General features: G+C 50.6%; 21 protein-coding genes and 1 tRNA gene. 15 read left to right on the forward strand and 7 right to left on the reverse strand.

Going from position 1 to position 18,626, the window contains the following annotated elements; genetic code table 11:
• Positions 1–31: 31 nt before the first annotated feature.
• The 5 genes from FT643_RS03905 to FT643_RS03925 all read left to right on the forward strand — a co-directional run bounded on the left by FT643_RS03905 (position 32) and on the right by FT643_RS03925 (position 3,575).
• Positions 32–985 (forward strand): ribose-phosphate pyrophosphokinase, encoded by a 954-nt coding sequence (locus tag FT643_RS03905; RefSeq protein WP_317621922.1) that lies wholly within the window; start codon positions 32–34, stop codon positions 983–985.
• 85 nt (positions 986–1,070) lie between these two features.
• Positions 1,071–1,706, forward strand: a complete 636-nt coding sequence (locus tag FT643_RS03910; RefSeq protein ID WP_156869343.1) for a 50S ribosomal protein L25/general stress protein Ctc — start codon at positions 1,071–1,073, stop codon at positions 1,704–1,706.
• A 21-nt stretch (positions 1,707–1,727) separates the two neighbouring features.
• Positions 1,728–2,321 carry an aminoacyl-tRNA hydrolase gene (pth, locus tag FT643_RS03915; protein WP_156869344.1) on the forward strand — a complete coding sequence of 198 codons (594 nt, stop codon included), beginning with the start codon at positions 1,728–1,730 and terminating at the stop codon, positions 2,319–2,321.
• Positions 2,322–2,347: 26 nt separating this feature from the next.
• Positions 2,348–3,439: a redox-regulated ATPase YchF gene (gene ychF / locus FT643_RS03920; RefSeq protein WP_156869345.1), complete on the forward strand. Its 1,092-nt coding sequence runs from the start codon at positions 2,348–2,350 to the stop codon at positions 3,437–3,439.
• Between the two features lie 59 nt (positions 3,440–3,498).
• Positions 3,499–3,575, forward strand: a tRNA-Met gene (locus FT643_RS03925).
• Between the two features lie 104 nt (positions 3,576–3,679).
• Here the strand turns inward: FT643_RS03925 and FT643_RS03930 are convergent.
• Together FT643_RS03930 and FT643_RS03935 are read right to left on the reverse strand one after the other, a co-directional pair.
• Positions 3,680–3,925, reverse strand: coding sequence for a hypothetical protein (locus tag FT643_RS03930; protein ID WP_156869346.1), 246 nt, complete (start codon positions 3,923–3,925; stop codon positions 3,680–3,682).
• 200 nt (positions 3,926–4,125) lie between these two features.
• Entirely contained in the window at positions 4,126–4,470 is a 345-nt protein-coding gene (locus FT643_RS03935) for a DUF1820 family protein (RefSeq protein WP_156869347.1), read from the reverse strand.
• 672 nt (positions 4,471–5,142) lie between these two features.
• Here FT643_RS03935 and coxB point away from each other — a divergent pair.
• Genes coxB through FT643_RS03955 form a run of 4 tightly spaced genes read left to right on the forward strand, consistent with a single transcriptional unit; the run spans position 5,143 to position 9,472 of the window.
• On the forward strand, positions 5,143–6,369 hold the full coding sequence (gene coxB, locus FT643_RS03940) for a cytochrome c oxidase subunit II (protein WP_156869348.1): 1,227 nt from the start codon (positions 5,143–5,145) through the stop codon (positions 6,367–6,369).
• 11 nt (positions 6,370–6,380) lie between these two features.
• Complete coding sequence (gene ctaD / locus FT643_RS03945; RefSeq protein ID WP_156869349.1) at positions 6,381–7,958, forward strand: cytochrome c oxidase subunit I; 1,578 nt, start codon at positions 6,381–6,383, stop codon at positions 7,956–7,958.
• Between the two features lie 23 nt (positions 7,959–7,981).
• Complete coding sequence (locus FT643_RS03950; RefSeq protein WP_156869350.1) at positions 7,982–8,548, forward strand: cytochrome c oxidase assembly protein; 567 nt, start codon at positions 7,982–7,984, stop codon at positions 8,546–8,548.
• A gap of 30 nt (positions 8,549–8,578) precedes the next feature.
• Positions 8,579–9,472, forward strand: coding sequence for a cytochrome c oxidase subunit 3 (locus FT643_RS03955; RefSeq protein ID WP_156869351.1), 894 nt, complete (start codon positions 8,579–8,581; stop codon positions 9,470–9,472).
• A gap of 55 nt (positions 9,473–9,527) precedes the next feature.
• On the opposite strand, the gene FT643_RS03960 is transcribed toward FT643_RS03955, so the two are convergent.
• Positions 9,528–9,740, reverse strand: a complete 213-nt coding sequence (locus FT643_RS03960; RefSeq protein ID WP_198043291.1) for a twin transmembrane helix small protein — start codon at positions 9,738–9,740, stop codon at positions 9,528–9,530.
• A gap of 38 nt (positions 9,741–9,778) precedes the next feature.
• Between FT643_RS03960 and FT643_RS03965 the strand changes: the two genes are divergently transcribed.
• From FT643_RS03965 to FT643_RS03990, 6 genes are all read left to right on the forward strand, one after another.
• Positions 9,779–10,558: an SURF1 family protein gene (locus FT643_RS03965; protein WP_156869353.1), complete on the forward strand. Its 780-nt coding sequence runs from the start codon at positions 9,779–9,781 to the stop codon at positions 10,556–10,558.
• Between the two features lie 2 nt (positions 10,559–10,560).
• Complete coding sequence (locus FT643_RS03970) at positions 10,561–11,202, forward strand: SCO family protein (protein ID WP_156869354.1); 642 nt, start codon at positions 10,561–10,563, stop codon at positions 11,200–11,202.
• Between the two features lie 3 nt (positions 11,203–11,205).
• Positions 11,206–12,240, forward strand: a complete 1,035-nt coding sequence (locus FT643_RS03975) for a COX15/CtaA family protein (protein ID WP_156869355.1) — start codon at positions 11,206–11,208, stop codon at positions 12,238–12,240.
• Positions 12,241–12,287: 47 nt separating this feature from the next.
• On the forward strand, positions 12,288–13,187 hold the full coding sequence (cyoE, locus tag FT643_RS03980; protein WP_156869464.1) for a heme o synthase: 900 nt from the start codon (positions 12,288–12,290) through the stop codon (positions 13,185–13,187).
• Between the two features lie 23 nt (positions 13,188–13,210).
• On the forward strand, positions 13,211–14,290 hold the full coding sequence (locus tag FT643_RS03985; RefSeq protein ID WP_156869356.1) for an autotransporter outer membrane beta-barrel domain-containing protein: 1,080 nt from the start codon (positions 13,211–13,213) through the stop codon (positions 14,288–14,290).
• Positions 14,291–14,433: 143 nt separating this feature from the next.
• Entirely contained in the window at positions 14,434–14,778 is a 345-nt protein-coding gene (locus FT643_RS03990) for a hypothetical protein (RefSeq protein ID WP_156869357.1), read from the forward strand.
• Positions 14,779–14,848: 70 nt separating this feature from the next.
• Here the strand turns inward: FT643_RS03990 and FT643_RS03995 are convergent, their stop codons facing one another.
• The 4 genes from FT643_RS03995 to FT643_RS04010 form a co-directional block, all read right to left on the reverse strand.
• Positions 14,849–15,979, reverse strand: coding sequence for an acyl-CoA dehydrogenase family protein (locus tag FT643_RS03995; protein ID WP_156869358.1), 1,131 nt, complete (start codon positions 15,977–15,979; stop codon positions 14,849–14,851).
• A 2-nt stretch (positions 15,980–15,981) separates the two neighbouring features.
• Positions 15,982–17,187, reverse strand: a complete 1,206-nt coding sequence (locus tag FT643_RS04000; RefSeq protein ID WP_156869359.1) for an acyl-CoA dehydrogenase family protein — start codon at positions 17,185–17,187, stop codon at positions 15,982–15,984.
• Between the two features lie 93 nt (positions 17,188–17,280).
• A complete protein-coding gene (locus FT643_RS04005; RefSeq protein WP_156869360.1) occupies positions 17,281–18,135 on the reverse strand; it encodes a tetratricopeptide repeat protein in 855 nt (284 codons plus the stop codon).
• A gap of 131 nt (positions 18,136–18,266) precedes the next feature.
• On the reverse strand, positions 18,267–18,626 hold the full coding sequence (locus tag FT643_RS04010) for a PilZ domain-containing protein (RefSeq protein WP_156869361.1): 360 nt from the start codon (positions 18,624–18,626) through the stop codon (positions 18,267–18,269).

The following is an 18,626-nucleotide window of genomic DNA, read 5'->3' on the forward strand; positions in this document are numbered from 1 at the left end:
ATCTCATTATCCAATTGATAAGGTGACTAGCGTGTCCAATCTTATTGTTTTCACTGGAAACGCAACCCCCGAGCTTGCAAAGAAGGTAGCGAATTACCTGCATGTGCCCCTCGGGGACGCTGAAGTCAGTCAATTCAGCGACGGCGAAATCTCGGTAGAGATAAATGAAAATGTACGTGGAAGCGATGTCTTTATCATCCAGTCCACCTGCGCGCCCACCAATGACAGCATTATGGAAATCATGGTCATTGCAGACGCCCTCAGACGCGCCTCTGCCGGCCGCATTACTGCCGTAATCCCCTACTTCGGCTACGCCCGCCAAGATCGCCGGGTGCGCTCTGCAAGGGTACCGATTACCGCCAAAGTAATTGCCGACATGCTCACCACCGTCGGGTTTGACCGCTTACTGACCGTCGACCTGCATGCGGACCAAATCCAGGGCTTTTTCGATATTCCCGTGGATAACGTTTACGGCTCACCGATCCTGCTGGATGACATTCAAAAACAGGATTATGACAACATGATGGTGGTATCACCTGATGTCGGCGGCGTAGTTCGGGCCCGCGCTGTCGCCAAGCAGCTAAACGACTGCGACCTCGCCATCATCGACAAACGCCGCCCGAAAGCGAACACCTCGCAGGTGATGCATATTATCGGTGAAGTAGAAGGCCGCACCTGCATCCTAGTAGATGACATGGTCGATACCGCAGGCACACTGTGCAAAGCGGCCGAAGCATTGAAAGAAAATGGTGCCAAGAAAGTGGTTGCCTATGCGACTCACGCCGTTTTGTCCGGCCCGGCCATTGATAACCTGAACAACTCGAAAATGGACGAACTGGTTATAACTGACACTATCCCGCTCTCGGAAGCAGGCAGGTCGTGCAAGAAAATTCGCCAGCTCAGCCTGGCCCCGATGCTGGCCGAATGCGTCCGCCGCATCAATAACGAAGAATCACTAAGCGCAATGTTCATCCCGAAGGACTAACCTCCTACTGGAACCATTGCAACACCAACCCCTTCTGCCAGTTTGGTCGCAAAACACAGAAGGTTTATTAGATAGGAGCAAACTCATGTCCAATGAGTTCACAATCAACGCCCAAAGCCGAGGCGAAGCAGGGAAAGGTTCGAGCCGCCGCCTGCGCCGCCTTGAAAACCGCATCCCAGCAATCGTTTACGGTGCAAACAAAGATCCACAACAAGTATCAGTGGAATTTAAAGACATGGTAAAAGCGCTGGAAAACGAAGCGTTTTATTCCCATGTACTGACTCTGGTTGTCGACGGCAATTCTGAACAGGTGGTATTAAAAGACCTGCAACGCCATCCAGCCAAGTCCATCCCGGTCCACGCTGACTTCCAGCGCGTTGATACCACCCATAAACTGCATATGAACATTCCGCTTCACTTCCTGAACGAAGATAAATGTGCGGGCGTTAAACAATCTGGCGGCGTCATTGCCCACCAAATGGCTGAAGTAGAAGTAACCTGCCTGGCCAAAGATCTGCCGGAATACATCGAAATCGACGTCGAAAACCTGGAGATGGGCAGCGTAATCCACCTCAGCGACATCAAACTTCCTGCTGGTGTCGAAATCCGGGCGTTGCAGCTGGGCGAAGACCACGACCTGCCGGTTGTCAGCGTTAGCGCACCGCGTGGCGGAGCGGACGAGGAAGCCGGCGACGACGAAGAGTCAGCCACCGAAGAGTAAGCTCAACACGAGGCCCGGCAGTTGAAAGACGGTATCGAACTCATAGTCGGCCTGGGTAATCCAGGTCGACAATACGAGGACACCCGACACAACGCCGGTGCCTGGTTCGTGCAAGGGCTGGCACGCCAATACAATGTCAGCCTGAGCAGCGAATCGAAATACCCCGCCCTCACCGGACGCGCCACAATCAATGGCCACCAGGTTCGATTGCTCATCCCCACAACGTTTATGAATCTCAGCGGTCAGGCCGTGGCACCAGTTGCCCATTTCTTTAAAATTCCGCCACAAAAAATCCTGGTCGCGCACGATGAGCTGGATATGCCGCCCGGCATTGCCAAATTGAAACAGGGCGGCGGTCATGGGGGACATAATGGCCTGCGGGACATCATTAGCAAGCTCGGCAATCAAAAAGATTTTTCCCGTTTACGCATTGGCATCGGCCATCCGGGCAGCGCCGATAAAGTAAGCGGATACGTGCTGGGCAAACCACCCAGACAGGAACAACAATGGATCGAAGACGCCATAGATCAAGCTTTACGGATCGTGCCGGAACTACTGGACGGCCAGTCCGACAAAGCCATGAATCGCTTACACAGCTTTTCTGCGTCGTCATAACACATCTACAGCAATGGTAAACTCCAATGGGAATTAAGTGCGGTATAGTCGGCTTGCCGAATGTGGGTAAATCCACTCTGTTCAACGCCCTCACCAAAGCGGGTATCGAGGCGCAAAATTTTCCGTTCTGCACCATCGAGCCCAACACAGGCGTAGTCCCGGTTCCGGATGCCCGTCAGGACACATTAGCGGCGATCGTCAAACCCAACCGGGTGGTCCCCACCACCATGGAGTTCGTCGACATTGCAGGGCTGGTTGAAGGCGCCTCTAAAGGCGAAGGCCTGGGCAACAAGTTTCTCGCCAATATCCGTGAAACCGACGCAATAGCCCACGTAGTTCGCTGCTTCGAAGACGGCAACATCGTTCACGTGGCAGGTAAGATTGACCCCCTGTCAGACATCGAAATCATCAACACAGAGCTGGCGCTTGCCGATATGGACAGCGTAGAAAAGGCATTACTGAAAGCCGCCAAGCAAGCCAAGGGCGGAGACAAAGACGCCCAAGCCAAGCAGAAAGTATTTGAGAAATTGCTGCCGATTTTAAACGAAGGCCGCCCTGCCCGCACTGCAGACCTTACGGAAGATGAGTTTAAGCTGATCCGCTCATTCAACCTGCTGACACTCAAGCCCACCATGTACATTACCAATGTCGCGGAGGATGGCTTTGAAGACAATCCTCTACTGGATGCCGTGAACAAGCTGGCAGCATCGGAAAACGCAGAGGTTGTCCCGATTTGCGCCAAAATCGAATCCGAAATTACCGAACTGGATGAGGCAGATAAAGCGGAGTTTCTGGCTGAGCTGGGCATGGAAGAACCGGGCCTGAACCGCGTTATCCGCGCCGGATACAACCTGCTGGGTCTACAAACCTATTTCACGGCAGGGGTACAGGAAGTCCGCGCCTGGACAGTCAAGGTTGGCGCAACCGCACCCCAGGCTGCCGGCGTCATCCATACCGATTTCGAAAAAGGCTTCATTCGTGCAGAAGTGGTCGCTTACGACGACTTCGTCAGCAATAACGGCGAGCAAGGCGCGAAAGAATCCGGCAAGTGGCGACTGGAAGGGAAAGAGTACATTGTTAAAGACGGCGACGTGGTGCACTTCCGTTTTAATGTTTAATTACAGCACTTTCGCTTGACTTTGGCCTGCCAGATTGCGAGAATTTGCGCCCTCGAAATGGCTATGTAGCTCAGTTGGTTAGAGCACATCACTCATAATGATGGGGTCGCAGGTTCGAATCCCGCCATAGCCACCATCCGATTTGTAAAAGAAAAAGCAGCACCACGAATAAAAAAGGCCATGAGAAAACAAAATCTCACGGCCTTTTTTATTGCGTCAAACAAAGCGATATGACTTTGCCTAACCCGCTTCTGCTTCCCCCAGAAACTCACTGGATTGCTCTTGGATCTGAGCCAGTAATTTCTTGCGGTCAGCGATCATGGTCCTGTAAGTGCGTGCTGTCGATAGCCGGGTGTGATTGCCTGCATCCCCCTCGATCCTGGCCAATTGCTCTTCTAACCGAGCAATATCCCGGACTACCATACTGTCTAGCTTATCCAAGCTATAGCGAGCACTGATCGGACTGCTTCGCTCTACTGTTTTCATACAGCTCCATCCCTAACTATTTTAGATCGGTACTGGTACCGCCCCACATTGGTCAAATGAAGATTTAACGTTGGCGTGCCCACTATTTTTGCCAAAATAGTGCAAAATGTACACTAATTGCAAGTAAATTCCTTGTAAGCGCGGACATTCTAACGACGAACGGCAGCTCAGCTCCAGACCCGATCTGTATAGTTTGTGTTTCAACCCGGTTTCTTGCCACCATTATCCGGACCATAGGGGAAAGTAGGAAACGGGGTTACGTTGCCTCCGCCCTTAACTTCCGTAATTTTCCCGACACCTTCTTTTTCAACCTCGTCCACGCGGATAATAGAGTGCATCGGAATATAGCTTCTTGCCACCTCACTGAATTGCGCCTTTAAGCGCTCTTCCGATGGATCGACCACCACCTGGTTACGCTCCCCGAACAAAAATCCCTCGATTTCAAGAAACCCATACAGATCACTTTGATACACATTCTTGACATAGATCTCATAGATCTCGCCCTGATTCAAAAAAACCACACGGTAAATCGGCTCGGCGCTCATTTGCTTGTCTCTTAAAAACCGGATTTTTGTTCCGGTTATTTACAGTATTTTTTGGGAAGGGGTATATATTGAAATAACCTTCAACTAAGTCTCTGCCAGTATACCTTTTTTTCGTTCTTGACTGGACATCAGATTGCATAGAACTTAGAGTTGTCCTGGGCTTTTTTAGAGGGGCACGGGAAATTTCCAACTGGCTTTTTTGGTGGGGGTATTTTTCCCAAGTCAGCCTGGTTGATGTCGGTAACACTGCTGTAATCAAATCAACCGTATAACAATAACTGCTGAGCTGCTGATCCTGGGCAATTTCACTGTGTCAGTAATAAAAGTCGCCAATCTTAGCTTCAGGGGCGACCTAGTAGGGCTAGTCAATAGCCTAACAATGCGCATAGTATTTGCCAACATGTTGTTCCGCTGGCATATGCATTACTGGCCGTCAGTAATTCAGTAATATTGTTGGCTATCTGCCAATCTGGACGAGCTCACCCTGGATGGTTGTGGGTGGCGCTTTCCCTATGTTAGTCGCATTCCCAGTTTTCAATCCATTTTTAATGACGCCGTATATACCAATGTGACAGCATTGGGTTGGCGAGGTTTATCAAACCACATACGTTAGCCGGCAAAAGCCTATTCATGTTTAACGGTCGGCTAATAATAAGAATCAGGGAGTAAACAATGCAGTCATTAGCAAAGCGATGCACCACGATCGGTGCTGCTGCACTCGCTGCCACAAGCAGCGTGGCTTTCGCAGATTGGCAACTGGATATGACGCCAGGGGTCACTGACATAAGCCAGCAGGTATTCGATCTTCACCGAACGATGTTGTGGTGGTGCGTCGGGATTGGGATTATCGTATTTGGTGCGATGTTCTATTCGATGCTTATGCACCGAAAATCCAAAGGGCATAAAGCTGAACAGTTCCATGAAAGCACCACCGTCGAAATAGTCTGGACGATCGCCCCCTTCATCATCCTGATCTTTATGGCTATACCGGCTACCCGGGTACTCATTGCCATGAGTAACACCGATGATTCGGCACTGACCATTAAGATCACGGGATCCCAATGGAAGTGGCATTACGAATATCTGGAATGGGAAGGTAAAGGCAACCTGGGCGTCGATTATTACAGTGTGCTCTCTACACCCAACGAACAAAGGTTCCGCCCTGTCCGCAGCTCTGGTTTATTCCCTAAAGGTATCGAAAAAGAATCTTATCGCGAAGATGGCAACTATCCCGAGATGGAAGCGCTGTATAAACGTGATGTAGACAAACCCCTGGTAATACCGACTGACCGCAAGGTTCGCTTCCTGATCACATCAGACGACGTCATACATTCCTGGTGGGTACCGGACTTTGCAATCAAGAAAGATGCCATACCCGGATTCATAAACGAACTTTGGACTCAGGTTCCGAATGATAAACCCGGACTTTATCGGGGCCAGTGCGCTGAGCTGTGCGGTAAAGATCACGCCTTCATGCCGATCGTCGTTGAGGCAAAATCGGTCGACGATTTTGATGCCTGGCTAACCACCGCCCGAGAGGAACAGGAAGCCGCAGAGCTTGCGGCCGCTAACAGCCTGGATAAAACCTTTACTAAAGATGAGTTGATGGCTGAAGGCGAAAAGCAATATATGGCTCGCTGTTCTGCATGTCACCAGGCCGGTGGCCAGGGCTTACCGCCTACCTTCCCGGCGTTGAAAGGCAGTGCCGTCGCCATTGGTCCGGTCGCAGATCACATCCGAATTGTGACGCACGGGAAAAATGCGATGCCCGCTTTCGCGTCCATGCTTAAACCAAAAGACATTGCAGCCATTGTTACCTATGAACGCAACGCCTGGGGCAACAGCCCTTCGGATGGTGTTGATGTTGTCCAACCACGCGACGTTGCTAATCAAGAATAGGGGGAATCAAAATGGGTGACCATCATCACGGCCCGGCCAAAGGCATAAAACGTTGGCTATTTGCAACCAACCACAAAGACATCGGCGCGATGTATCTGTGGTTCAGCTTCATCATGTTCCTGACCGGCGGCTTTATGGCCATGGTCATTCGAGCCGAACTCATGTATCCGGGCTTACAACTGGTTGATCCGAACTTTTTCAACCAGATGACCACCACACACGGATTAATCATGGTGTTTGGTGCCGTCATGCCGGCCTTTGTCGGTCTCGCCAATTATATGGTGCCACTGATGATCGGTGCGCCGGACATGGCGTTACCGCGGCTCAACAACTGGAGTTTCTGGATTCTTCCCTTTGCTTTCAGCTTGCTGATTATGGCGATTATCCAATCTTTCCTGGGCATTGCTGACGCGCCCAACTTTGGCTGGACATTCTATGCACCCCTGTCCACCAAATACGGCCCGGCTTCCACGGACTTCTTCATCTTCTCTGTGCATATGATGGGTGTTTCCTCCATCATGGGTGCGGTTAACGTTATCGTCACTATCTTCAACCTGCGCGCACCCGGCATGACCTTTATGAAAATGCCATTGTTCGTATGGACCTGGTTGATCACTGCGTTTCTGCTGATCGCGGTTATGCCGGTTTTGGCTGGCGCGGTAACCATGATGCTAACCGACCGACATTTTGGAACCAGCTTCTTCGACGCGGCAGGTGGCGGTGACCCGGTATTGTTCCAGCACGTATTCTGGTTCTTCGGGCATCCGGAGGTGTACATCATGATCCTCCCGGCCTTTGGTATCGTCTCTGCAATCATCCCGACCTTCGCCCGCAAGCCGTTGTTTGGCTATGCCTCCATGGTGTATGCAACAGCCTCCATCGCATTTTTGTCCTTTGTAGTCTGGGCGCACCACATGTTCACAGTCGGGCTGCCGTTAGCGGGTAACCTGTTTTACATGTACATGACCATGCTGATCGCCGTACCCACCGGGGTCAAGGTGTTCAACTGGGTAGCTACCATGTGGAAAGGTGCGATGACCTTTGAAGTGCCTATGTTGTTTTCCATTGCCTTCGTGATCCTGTTCACCATCGGTGGTTTTTCCGGACTGATGCTGGCGATCACGCCGGTGGATCAGCAGTACCACGACACCTACTTTGTGGTGGCCCACTTCCATTATGTACTGGTGACCGGTGCCGTGTTCTCGATCGTAGCTGGTGTCTACTATTGGCTGCCGAAATGGACCGGCCTGATGTACAACGTCGGCTTGGCGAAACTGCACTTCTGGAGCTCCCTGTTTTTCGTAAACCTGCTCTTCTTCCCCATGCACTTTGTAGGGCTGGCCGGAATGCCTCGACGTTATTCTGACTACTCCCTCCAGTTCGCCGACTTTAACTGGTGGATCAGTATCGGTGGTTTCGGCTTCGGCCTGAGTCAACTGATTCTGCTGGCCGTCCTGATCCAGGCTTGCTTCCTCAAGAAGGGCAAACCCGTTAGCGATCAAGTATGGGAAGGCGCTGAAGGTCTGGAGTGGACACTATCTTCACCCCTGCCTTACCACAGCTTTACTACTCCACCCGTAGTGAAATAGAACAGAGAAGAGGCAAAAGGATAATGGACGAGCAACACACTCAACAATCAAACCAACGCATGGTCATTAAGCTACTGCTCATCGTAGTTGGGATGTTTATTTTTGCAGTGGGTGTGTTGCCGCCGATGTACGATGCCATATGTGATTTCACCGGACTGAATGGTAAAACCTCGAACGAAGCTGCCGACGCGAAGGATGCGGTTGTGCAGGAAGATCGGGAAGTGACCATTCAGTTCCTGGCGGATACCGACCCGGCGATGGTGTGGGATTTCAAACCCAACACGTTCAGCATCAAAGTTAATCCGGGCCAGATTCACAAAGTGGACTTTCACGTACGCAATCCGGCTTCGCATCTGATTGTCGGGCAGGCGATACCCTCGGTAGCGCCTGCTAACGCAACACCCTATTTCAAAAAAACCGAATGCTTTTGCTTTCACAGTCAAGAGCTGGAAGGTGGCACAGAAATGGATATGCCGCTGATATTTTATGTCGACCCGGGCTTACCAAAAAGCGTACGCACCATCACGCTTTCCTATCAGCTCTACGATATTACAGCGAAATCTGAAAAAGCCGCCCTAGCCGCAAATTAATAAAATTCTGATCGCTCAGGAGATCAAACCATGGCTGAAAAACCGACGTCTTACTATGTTCCCGAACAGAGTCCCTGGCCTTTTATAACCGCAGTGGCACTGTTTCTCGTTGCCTTTGGCGCTGCCAATTTTGTACAACAACACTCAGTTACCGGATTGGTTGCTAATGACAGCAACTCCGGCAGTTATATTTTGCCTATTGGGATACTGGGCATCATCGCCATGATGTTTGTTTGGTTCCGCGACACCGTTCGTGAAAGCCTGGCCAATATGAACAGCGATCAGATGGATCGTTCATACCGAATGGGTATGTTGTGGTTCATTTTCTCGGAAGTTATGTTCTTCGCTGCCTTCTTTGGTGCACTTTTTTACGTCCGTTTGCTGGCACTCCCCTGGCTTGCCGGTGGTGGCGAAGAGGCAATGACCCATGAATTGCTGTGGCCGGATTTTCAGAATCTGTGGCCATTAACTTTAACGCCCGGTGGCACCACCACCCAAGCCATGCCGGCCTGGGGCTTACCTTTGCTGAATACCGCATTGCTGGTAACCAGTAGTATTACATTGACGATTGCTCACCACGCATTGATTGCCGGTAACCGCGCCAAGCTGAATATATTTTTGTTTTTAACACTGATACTAGGCTATACCTTCCTGTTCTTTCAGGTAGAAGAATATATACATGCCTACAACGATTTGGGCCTGACTTTACAGGCCGGAATTTATGGTTCCACGTTCTTTATGCTGACCGGTTTTCATGGCATGCACGTCACCATCGGTGCCATTATGCTGACCATCATGTTAATAAGATCAATGAAGGGACACCTCACCCCGGATAATCACTTTGCGTTTGAAGCATCGGCCTGGTACTGGCACTTTGTAGACGTAGTCTGGTTATTTTTGTTTGTGTGTGTTTACTGGCTTTAATTGTGTTCCGGCCGGGCAGTGTTGTGCCCGGCCCCACCCTACTTCACTGCTCTCTTTATCCCCTCAGCCCATGCGGCTGAATCCACCCCATAAAGAACGCGAAACCCAGCAATAGCAGTAACACAACAGAAAAACCAACACGGTACGCCAAAAACCGGACTGTACGATATTGATCATCTTGCTTGTTACTCACCAAAGAACGCAAGGCACTGAATAAACTAAAGGCAATCAATAACAGGACAACAACCACAACTATTTTAATTAACATGACTCTTCCAGGCAGTAACGTGACATCGAAGTATAACAATGGGTAATTCAACATCACAAACAGGTTTCGGATTAAGATTCGGTGGCTTTTTTTTCTCGCCAGGTCTCATCCCCACTGTGGTGACGATATTGCTGCTGTGCCTGTTAGTGAACCTGGGCTTCTGGCAGATGCGCAGAGCCCACGCAAAAGAGTTTTTGCTTGAGCGTCTGGCTCAGCGCACCCAGCTCGCCCCGGTCACACTTGATCAATTGCTTTCCCACGGCAGCGACCTGGCAGACTATCCACTACAAGTCACCGGCCGATTTCTGGAGCAATATTCCTTGCTACTGGATAACCGGTCTCACAATGGAATTGCAGGCTACCAGGTACTCACCGCCTTTTTGACCGAAGGCCGGATATTACTGGTCAATCGGGGCTGGATTGCACGCGGCCCGTCACGGGACGTTTTTCCCGAAATTCCAGCGGTAGCTGCCCAGCCGACAAGCGATGGTACGCTACAGCGAGTTTCAGGGGTCACTCATCAGCCGAGCCCCAACTATTTCGTGCTGAAAGAAGACGATTACACTAAGGTGAGCTGGCCCTATTTAATCCAAAAAATAGACCTTGAAAAATCTTCCCTGCTGTTTGATTATCCGGTGCTGCCTTTTGTCCTGCGGTTACAACCTGATCAATCCAGTGGCTTTGTTCGTGAATGGCATAACAATATTATGGGGCCGGAGAAACATTATGGGTACGCATTGCAGTGGTTCTCACTGGCATTTGCCCTCGTAGTTATTTATCTGGTAGTGAACACATCAAAAACAAAAAACATGCAGTAACCATGGAAAACGAAACCGTTCAACAAATCCGCACAAAAAACCGGCGTACGCTGCTAATCGCTTTAGCTTTGTTTGTTATTCCGGTAATCGTTGCTGCGGTATTGCTAAAAACCGGGCTGTACAAATCCGTCGGCACCTCCAACAAAGGGCTGCTGATCAATCCACCGCTGTCATTTGAAGACATTCCGCTAAAAGATGCAGCCAATAAGGTTCTGGACCCGGAGCAGTTTAAACGCAAGTGGTGGCTGGTCTACGTCATTCCCGAGCATTGCGATGAATCCTGCAGCAATTCCCTGTTCCAGATGCGCCAGGTGCATACGGCATTAGGGCCGGAACAATCCCGGGTGGAGCGGCTCGTAATCAGTACCGCTCCGCTCGAGGCCCCGTACGATCGCCTGATAAAAGAGGAATTTCCCAAACTTAGGGTGGTTTTCACCCAGGCATCACAATTAAAGCAGGCGTTTGCCCCGGTTGAAGACAATCAGCTAAAAGCAACGCCCTCCGGACACATCTATCTGGTCGATACCATGGGTGCCGTATTTATGTATTACCCCACTTATCAGGATGAGCAGGAGTCGATTTTGAAAGGACGTGACCTGCTGAAAGACCTGAAGAAAGTGCTCAAATTATCGAAGATAGGATAATTTATGTGGCTTAAACGACTGACATTACTGGCGGTATTACTGGCCTGCGGAGTGGTGGCGCTGGGTGCCTATACCCGCCTCCAGGACGCCGGCCTGGGCTGTCCTGACTGGCCAGGGTGCTATGGCAAGCTGGTTGTTCCCCAATCAGAGCACGCTATTTCCGCTGCCAACGAAGCCTTCCCGCACCGCCCCCTGGAAAGTCATAAGGCGTGGCCGGAGATGATTCACCGTTATTTCGCCTCTTCTCTGGGCCTGGTGATCTTTGCAATTCTGTTTATGTGTATCAGGGAACGTAAAAAGAACTCCCGTGTTCCCATCAAATTGCCCATAGCCCTATGTATATTAGTGGTATTCCAGGGTTTGCTCGGGATGTGGACCGTGACTTTGAGCTTATTCCCTACCGTCGTGATGGCCCATTTGCTGGGGGGGTTTACCACCCTATGCCTGCTGTTTCTACTGGCAGTACGGGTGCGACTGCCAAAGCCACCCCACGCCCTGACCCTGTCTCCAGACCAGCTCGACCCTGCGCCCTCCCCGTTGTTGAAGTGGGCGCTGGCGGGGATAGTAATCCTGGGGCTGCAGATTGCATTGGGTGGCTGGACCGCAGCCAATTACGCCGCCACAGTTTGCAATGAATTACCACTCTGTCAGACTGGCTGGCAACAGCATATCAACGTCACCCAAGCTTTCCAGTTATGGGGCCACGGAGTCGATGATTACGAGCATGGGCCGCACCTGGGACCGGATGCCAAAATAACCATCCATGTCAGTCACCGGATCGGCGCCATGATCACGTCCGCGTACTTAACCGGATTGTTTCTTTTTTTGTTGTTGTCGCCGCAGATACGCAGCAAAACAAAAAAAGCAGCGGGTTATGGCCTGGGGTTGTTATTACTTCAGGTTTTGCTAGGCATCAGTAATGTGATTTTTGGATTACCATTGCTGGTGGCTGTCGCACACAACGGGGTTGCAGCCCTGTTAATGATGTCTTTAATACTTGTGAGCGTGCATCTCTTTCGCTCGGGGAGACCCATATGAACAGAACAGCCGGCAACAGCCAGGCCATCAACAGTCCGGACGCCAATATGGCTATCGATGAAAACAGTAGTGTAGGTTGGCGCGACTATTACGAACTCACCAAACCACGTGTTGTGATGTTACTGATGCTCACCGCCATCGTGGGTATGTTCCTATCCACACCCAGCATGGTGCCCCTGGATGTGTTGATTCTGGGTTCCCTGGGAATGGCGTTTGCCATGGCGGCCGCTGCAACCGTGAACCAGGTTGTCGATCATCGCATCGATTCCATTATGGCCCGCACCCATAATCGTCCCATTGTGAAAGGTAAAATCAGTACCCTGCGGGCTCTGACCTTTGCAGCGATCCTGTCTGCGTTGTCCATGTTTATCCTATCCTTCTTTATCAATACGCTGACGGCTTTTCTGACCCTATTCGGCATTGTGGGTTATGCTTTTGTTTACACGATGTATTTGAAACGGGCCACGCCCCAAAACATCGTTATCGGCGGCATTGCCGGTGCCATTCCACCGCTGCTCGGCTGGACCGCGGTGACCAACCAAGTAGACCCCCATGCCCTGTTGCTGGTTCTCATTATCTTTATCTGGACTCCGCCTCATTTCTGGGCCCTGGCTATACATCGCCGGGATGAGTACGCCAAAGCGGGCATCCCGATGCTGCCGGTCACCCACGGCATAGCGTTCACTAAAACGTCGGTTTTGCTGTATACCATTTTGCTCTGTCTTTGCACTCTGCTGCCGTATCTGACCGCCATGAGCGGGCTAATTTACCTGAGCTGCGCGTTAGTGCTGAATGGCATCTTTCTCTTTTACGCGGCTAAATTGAAATTTGCAGCGGAACCCGGCACGGCCATGAAAACATTCGGTTATTCCATTGTGTATCTGATGGGTTTGTTCATCGCACTGCTAACTGATCACTACTTCACGATTCGGTTTTTGCACATATGATTCGTGTGCGGTAAGAGGCAAACATGCAACCATTCTCAACTGCAATGCGTTTCCCGTTAGGACCTGTAGCGAGCGGTATTATCGTGTGGCTAGGTATCCTATCGACTAATTCTGCGGTCGCTAATGAGCTGCCTTCATTGCACACGGTGCTATTGCATAACAGCGATATCCAGGAAAAAAGTATTTCCCGTCACTTAAACGATCTGCGGCACGGCACCGCATTACACAAACCGCAATCGACGGATGCAGCGACCACCACCGATGGCGACCGCATCAGCCTGTTTTTGACTACCTCCCGTTCAGAGGGCGAGCAAGACACCACGGACTTGGAGACCGGATACGATGCAGAGGGTCATCACTCCACGGCAGCAGCCGATTTTCGCATCAACCAAGAGTGGCTGGCGGGAATCGCCTATGGTTACAGTGAATCGGAATTGAATTACTACAGCAATGACCCGACTAACAGCACCACGGTCGATAGTGAATCCGATTTCGTCACACTTTATAGCAGCTGGTATCGCAGAGACTTTGCGGTCGATATGGGGCTGGGTTACAGCGATACCCAGTTTTCAACACAGCGCACGATAGCCGGTGTGGACACGATCGGTGACACAGGTAGCCGTCTTTTCAGCCTGCACCTGTCCGGCGCTTTTGATTTCTACTACCAGGGTCTGACCTATGGCCCACTGGCGGCGCTGGATATGCTGAACGGCCATATTGATGCTTATACGGAGCAGGTCGCCGGTATTGGCGTTGCCCAACTCAAAGAGCAAGACGTACGCTCTGCGATCCTCTCCATGGGCGCTCAGGCGGCCTATGCACAGCACTTTTCCTGGGGCGCCCTGGTGCCACAGATCAAAGGCATCGCCCGCTATCAGATTGAGAACGATCAGAGGCAGATATACGGGGGTTACGCACTGAATCCTGGCCAGACAGTCGTCTTTCCGGCCGACAAACCGGACACCACCTGGTTTGAGTTCAGCGTAGGCCTGTCGGCCGATCTTAGCCGCGGCATTTCGTTTTACCTGCATTATGAGGCCGTTGTTGACTACAGCGCTACCAGCCTGCAGACCGCCAGCGCCGGAATACGAGCCGATTTCTGATAAACGCCGGGATAAAACAAAATCCGGAGTAACAATCCTGCCATAAAGAACCTTCTGGTCTAACAGGGGGTCATTTCCTTGCCTAAAAGCCAATCAACAGCTAACAAGAATTATTACCCCTATGAGAATTGTGAGGTAATGTTATGTGGCATTCCGGGAATGACCAGTTAAGAGAATTTCATTATTACAATGAAGATGGCGTCTTTATTGGTAAAAGTGAGGGTTGCCTGCCACAACAGGACCTGTTTGATCAGGCCCACTATGTGTTTGATAATGACAGCGACATAGTGAAAAATCTGGACCTGTTGGCGATTGCGAATCGCAAACTCAAGAATTTACGACAGAAGCTGATCGATGTTCCGATGAAAGACATTAACCGGATCATGGAGTTGAACGATGAAATTGTGCAGCTCGAAAGCAGCATCGAACAGATGAAGAAGCAGCCCGCAGGCCCGGAGCAGGGGTTTACGCAAGTTCAGGCGGGGTAGCAGGCTGCCAAGTCAAAGGCACGAATCCAACAACCTGCACACAACTTGCCTGCCCAGAGATCGGCATCGGTCAACCCAGGTTAACGTATCGCGTCAGGTGAAAATCGGTATTGCCCAGCAGGGCATCAATGGCCGTCAGGCGCTTGAAATAGTAGCCCACATCCAGCTCATCTGTCATACCCATGCCACCGTGCAGCTGGACTGCTTGCTGACCGATAAAACGCCCCGCTTTGCCCACCTGTACTTTGAAAGCAGAAACGGCCCTTGCCGCAATGTCGCCACCCTCTAGGTTGCGCAATCCTGCCATATACATTGCAGATTGCGTTAACTCATGCTGGATAAACATATCCACCAACCGATGCTGCAATACCTGAAATTTACCGATCGGTGAGCCAAATTGTTTGCGGGTTTTACAATAGTCTACCGATGACTTATAGAGTACTTCCATCGCACCCACGGCTTCGGCACCCAGCGCAACGGTAGCTTCATCCAGCACCGTGGTTAAGCCCGCGAAGGCACCACCGGGTTTACCAACCAATTGCTCTGCATTGACCGTCACCCCATCGAAACAAATATTGGCCGCGCACGAGCCATCGCTGGTCGCGTATCGTGTAACTTCAACACCGGCCTGATTCGGCTCAACCAAAAACAAACTGATGCCCTGTGGATCAGTCAGCCCGCCACTGACGCGGGCAGTCACTAACAATTTATCAGCACCCTGCCCGTTCAGCACCATGACTTTCTCGCCGTGCAAGGTAAAACCCGTTCCTCCCTGCCTGGCCTTTGTGGAAACACAGGCTGGATTGCCGCGGGACACGGATTCTTCATAGGCCAGCGCCAACTGCAAGTCACCCTGAATCAACGCCGGTAACAATGATTGCTTTTGTTGGTCATTCCCCAACAATTCAATTGCGCGCCCACCCATGATAACGCTCGCGATATAGGGCTCCACCACCAAGGCCCGCCCGAATGCTTCCATCATAAGCATGACGTCAAGGCTACTACCACCAAAGCCACCATTTTCTTCAGCAAAAGGCACACTTAACCAGCCCAACTCAGCAAACGTTTTCCAATTATCTTTGCTGTATCCACTCTCGCATTGCAACAACTTACGCCGGGTTTCAAAATCGTAATCGTTGTTTAAAAAGCGGGTGATACTGTCCACCAGCATGTGTTGTTCTTCTGATAGTTCAAAATTCATAGTTACAATCCCAAAACCGTTTTCGCGATAATGCCACGCTGGATCTCATTGGAACCGCCGTAAATACTGGTGGCCCTGGCATTCAGATATTTCGGCATTACGGTAAGCGCATAATCAGGCCCGATAGGATCAACGCCCGATCCGGGTTGCAGGGCCTCTAATTGCAACGGCAAGCCTGCTACACCGACCGCTTCGACAGCGAGTTGCGTCAGCTTTTGGCTTAGCTCCGTGCCCACGATTTTGGTCATCGATGCCACAGCTCCCGGACTTTGCCCACTGCCCAAAGCTGCTTTGATACGGTTTTCAGTAAATTCCAGTGCGCTGATTTCAATTTCGACTTCGCCCAACCGGCGCATGAAATGCGGATCTTCCAGCAAATACCCACCAAACCCATTGGGCTGTTGTCGGGCAATGGCTTTGATTTGCTTTAAATAGTGGTGTAACCCCGGCGCATATTCCTGACCACCCCGTTCAAACATCAGCAGATACTTTGCTACGGTCCACCCCTCGTTCTCTGCGCCAATGCGATTGCTCTTGGGTACTCTTACATTGTCAAAAAACACCGTATTTTGTTCGCGCACACCGTCCAATCCGATAATCGGTTCAACCGTAATGCCAGGTGCATCCATATCCATCAAAAGAAAGGTGATCCCCTGCTGTGGTTTGCACTGTTTATCGGTGCGCACCAGGCAAAAAATCTTATTCGCGTAATGTGCGTAGGTCGTCCAGATTTTGGTTCCGTTCACGATATAGTCGTCACCATCGGACACGGCCGTCGTCTGTAAGGATGCCAGATCAGAGCCCGCGTTAGGTTCAGAATAGCCCTGACACCAAAAATCGTCGCCGGATAATATACGCGGCAAGTAATACTCTTTTTGTTCCGGGGTACCACAGCCGATAATGCAGGGACCGCACATCTGCAAACCCATGGGAATCAGTTGCGGGGCATCGGCTTTCAGGCTTTCTTCTGCAAAGATAGAACGTTGAACCACATCCCAGCCGGTACCGCCATATTGCCGCGGCCAATGGGGGGCGACCCAGCCTTTCTTATGCAAAATTTTCTGCCAAGCCATGGTGCGTTCCTTATCGAAGAACACACTGGTACTCAGGCGGCCGGCCTGGCGGATATCATCGGTTAACGATTCATTTAGAAACTCACGTACTTCTTCGCGAAATTGCCGGTACTCCGGCTTCAGAGACAAATCCATATTCACCTTCTGTTAAGCAGTTTGATGACTGCTTAGCGAGTGCATTTCCGGCATTATTGTCTACTGACGTGAACGATCAGTCGATGGCAAAAACTATCTTTGTAATGACTTGATTAGGCGAGTCAAGGCTTTGGCAATGTCCTCAGCCGCAGTTTCGTCATTGGCTATCACCATCCAGGCGTCGCCGCTGACGGGATGTTTAATTTCACATTGGTCGACAGCCGAACTGCATCGGAACGAAATAAAAGGGTTAATTCCAAATGCATCCTGGCTGGTAACGGATATTTCGGATTGACCACCAAGGGCGGGTTTAACGGATTTTTTGGTCACTATAATTTGCGCAGGCTGTTTAATGGCGAGCGAATATTCTTCCCGATCCGATGTTTTCAGGTTTTTAACCTTTCCGTCCAGATACACGTAAGACGACAGCAAGCTGTTAATGTGCAGGACTAAGGCATCCGAGAGATCGGATGCAAGATATAAGGATTGAATTTTCTGGTCATAGGCTTTACCGGCACTGTCCTCTATCGCAATGTCACCACCACTTTGCAGCTGGCGCATTTGCTCTCGGGAACTGGATGCAGCCTGTCGTGAATTTTTCTGCTCTTCTATGGCGGTAATACTATTCAATGCCTGCTCGTAATAAGGCGCTTCACGACCCGCCTTTTCAACGTATTGCGATAACTGTTGGTTGGCACTGTCCAGCTCGCCGTAATGCAGGGACACCAAACCGGAAAGATAATAGAACTTAGCGGCAGGCGTGGTTTTAAGAGCGGACACCCGCTGCAAATAATCGCGGGCCGCATCAAAGTTTTGCTCAGAGAGTTTTTCTTCGGCTGCCAACACCAAACGATCGGTCTCAATTTCGGGGGGTAATGCAAATACAGGACCGGATAGCAACCAGACCGCTGAACTCAACCCTATAACAAGCCGCGACTTTTTCATCATATTCTTATTTTCTTAACCTAGGCCCTACCTACAAACAGGGAACATCGAACAAGCACAACACGGCTTCTGATTGTGACAGCAAGCAGCGGACCAGGCAACGCAGGTGCTACCCGGACCCACGAATCTGTGAATTAATCGAGTTTAAAGCTGAAATACATTGAAAGACCATCAATTAATCCCATTAACTCAGGGGGATGGTCTATCAGTTTAAAACCGGTATCAAAGCATTCCGGACTCACATCAGGCCGACACCAGCAACTCAGCGCATCGAAATCAATATTTCGTGGCCCGTCAATCTCACGTGGCAGCTTAATCCGAAACTGAAATACGCTGTGAGTCAGCAGCGGAATATGGCTCACGAGCCGTAATCCTTCCGTTGAAATATTCACGATATAGCCGATGGGCTTGCCCGTTTTACGATTATACACACTCAGATAATATCTGAGATGATGTCGTTTAATGACACGCTTTTCTCTAATTTTCTTTTCCAT

Source organism: Ketobacter sp. MCCC 1A13808, from assembly GCF_009746715.1.
Taxonomy (GTDB): domain Bacteria; phylum Pseudomonadota; class Gammaproteobacteria; order Pseudomonadales; family Ketobacteraceae; genus Ketobacter.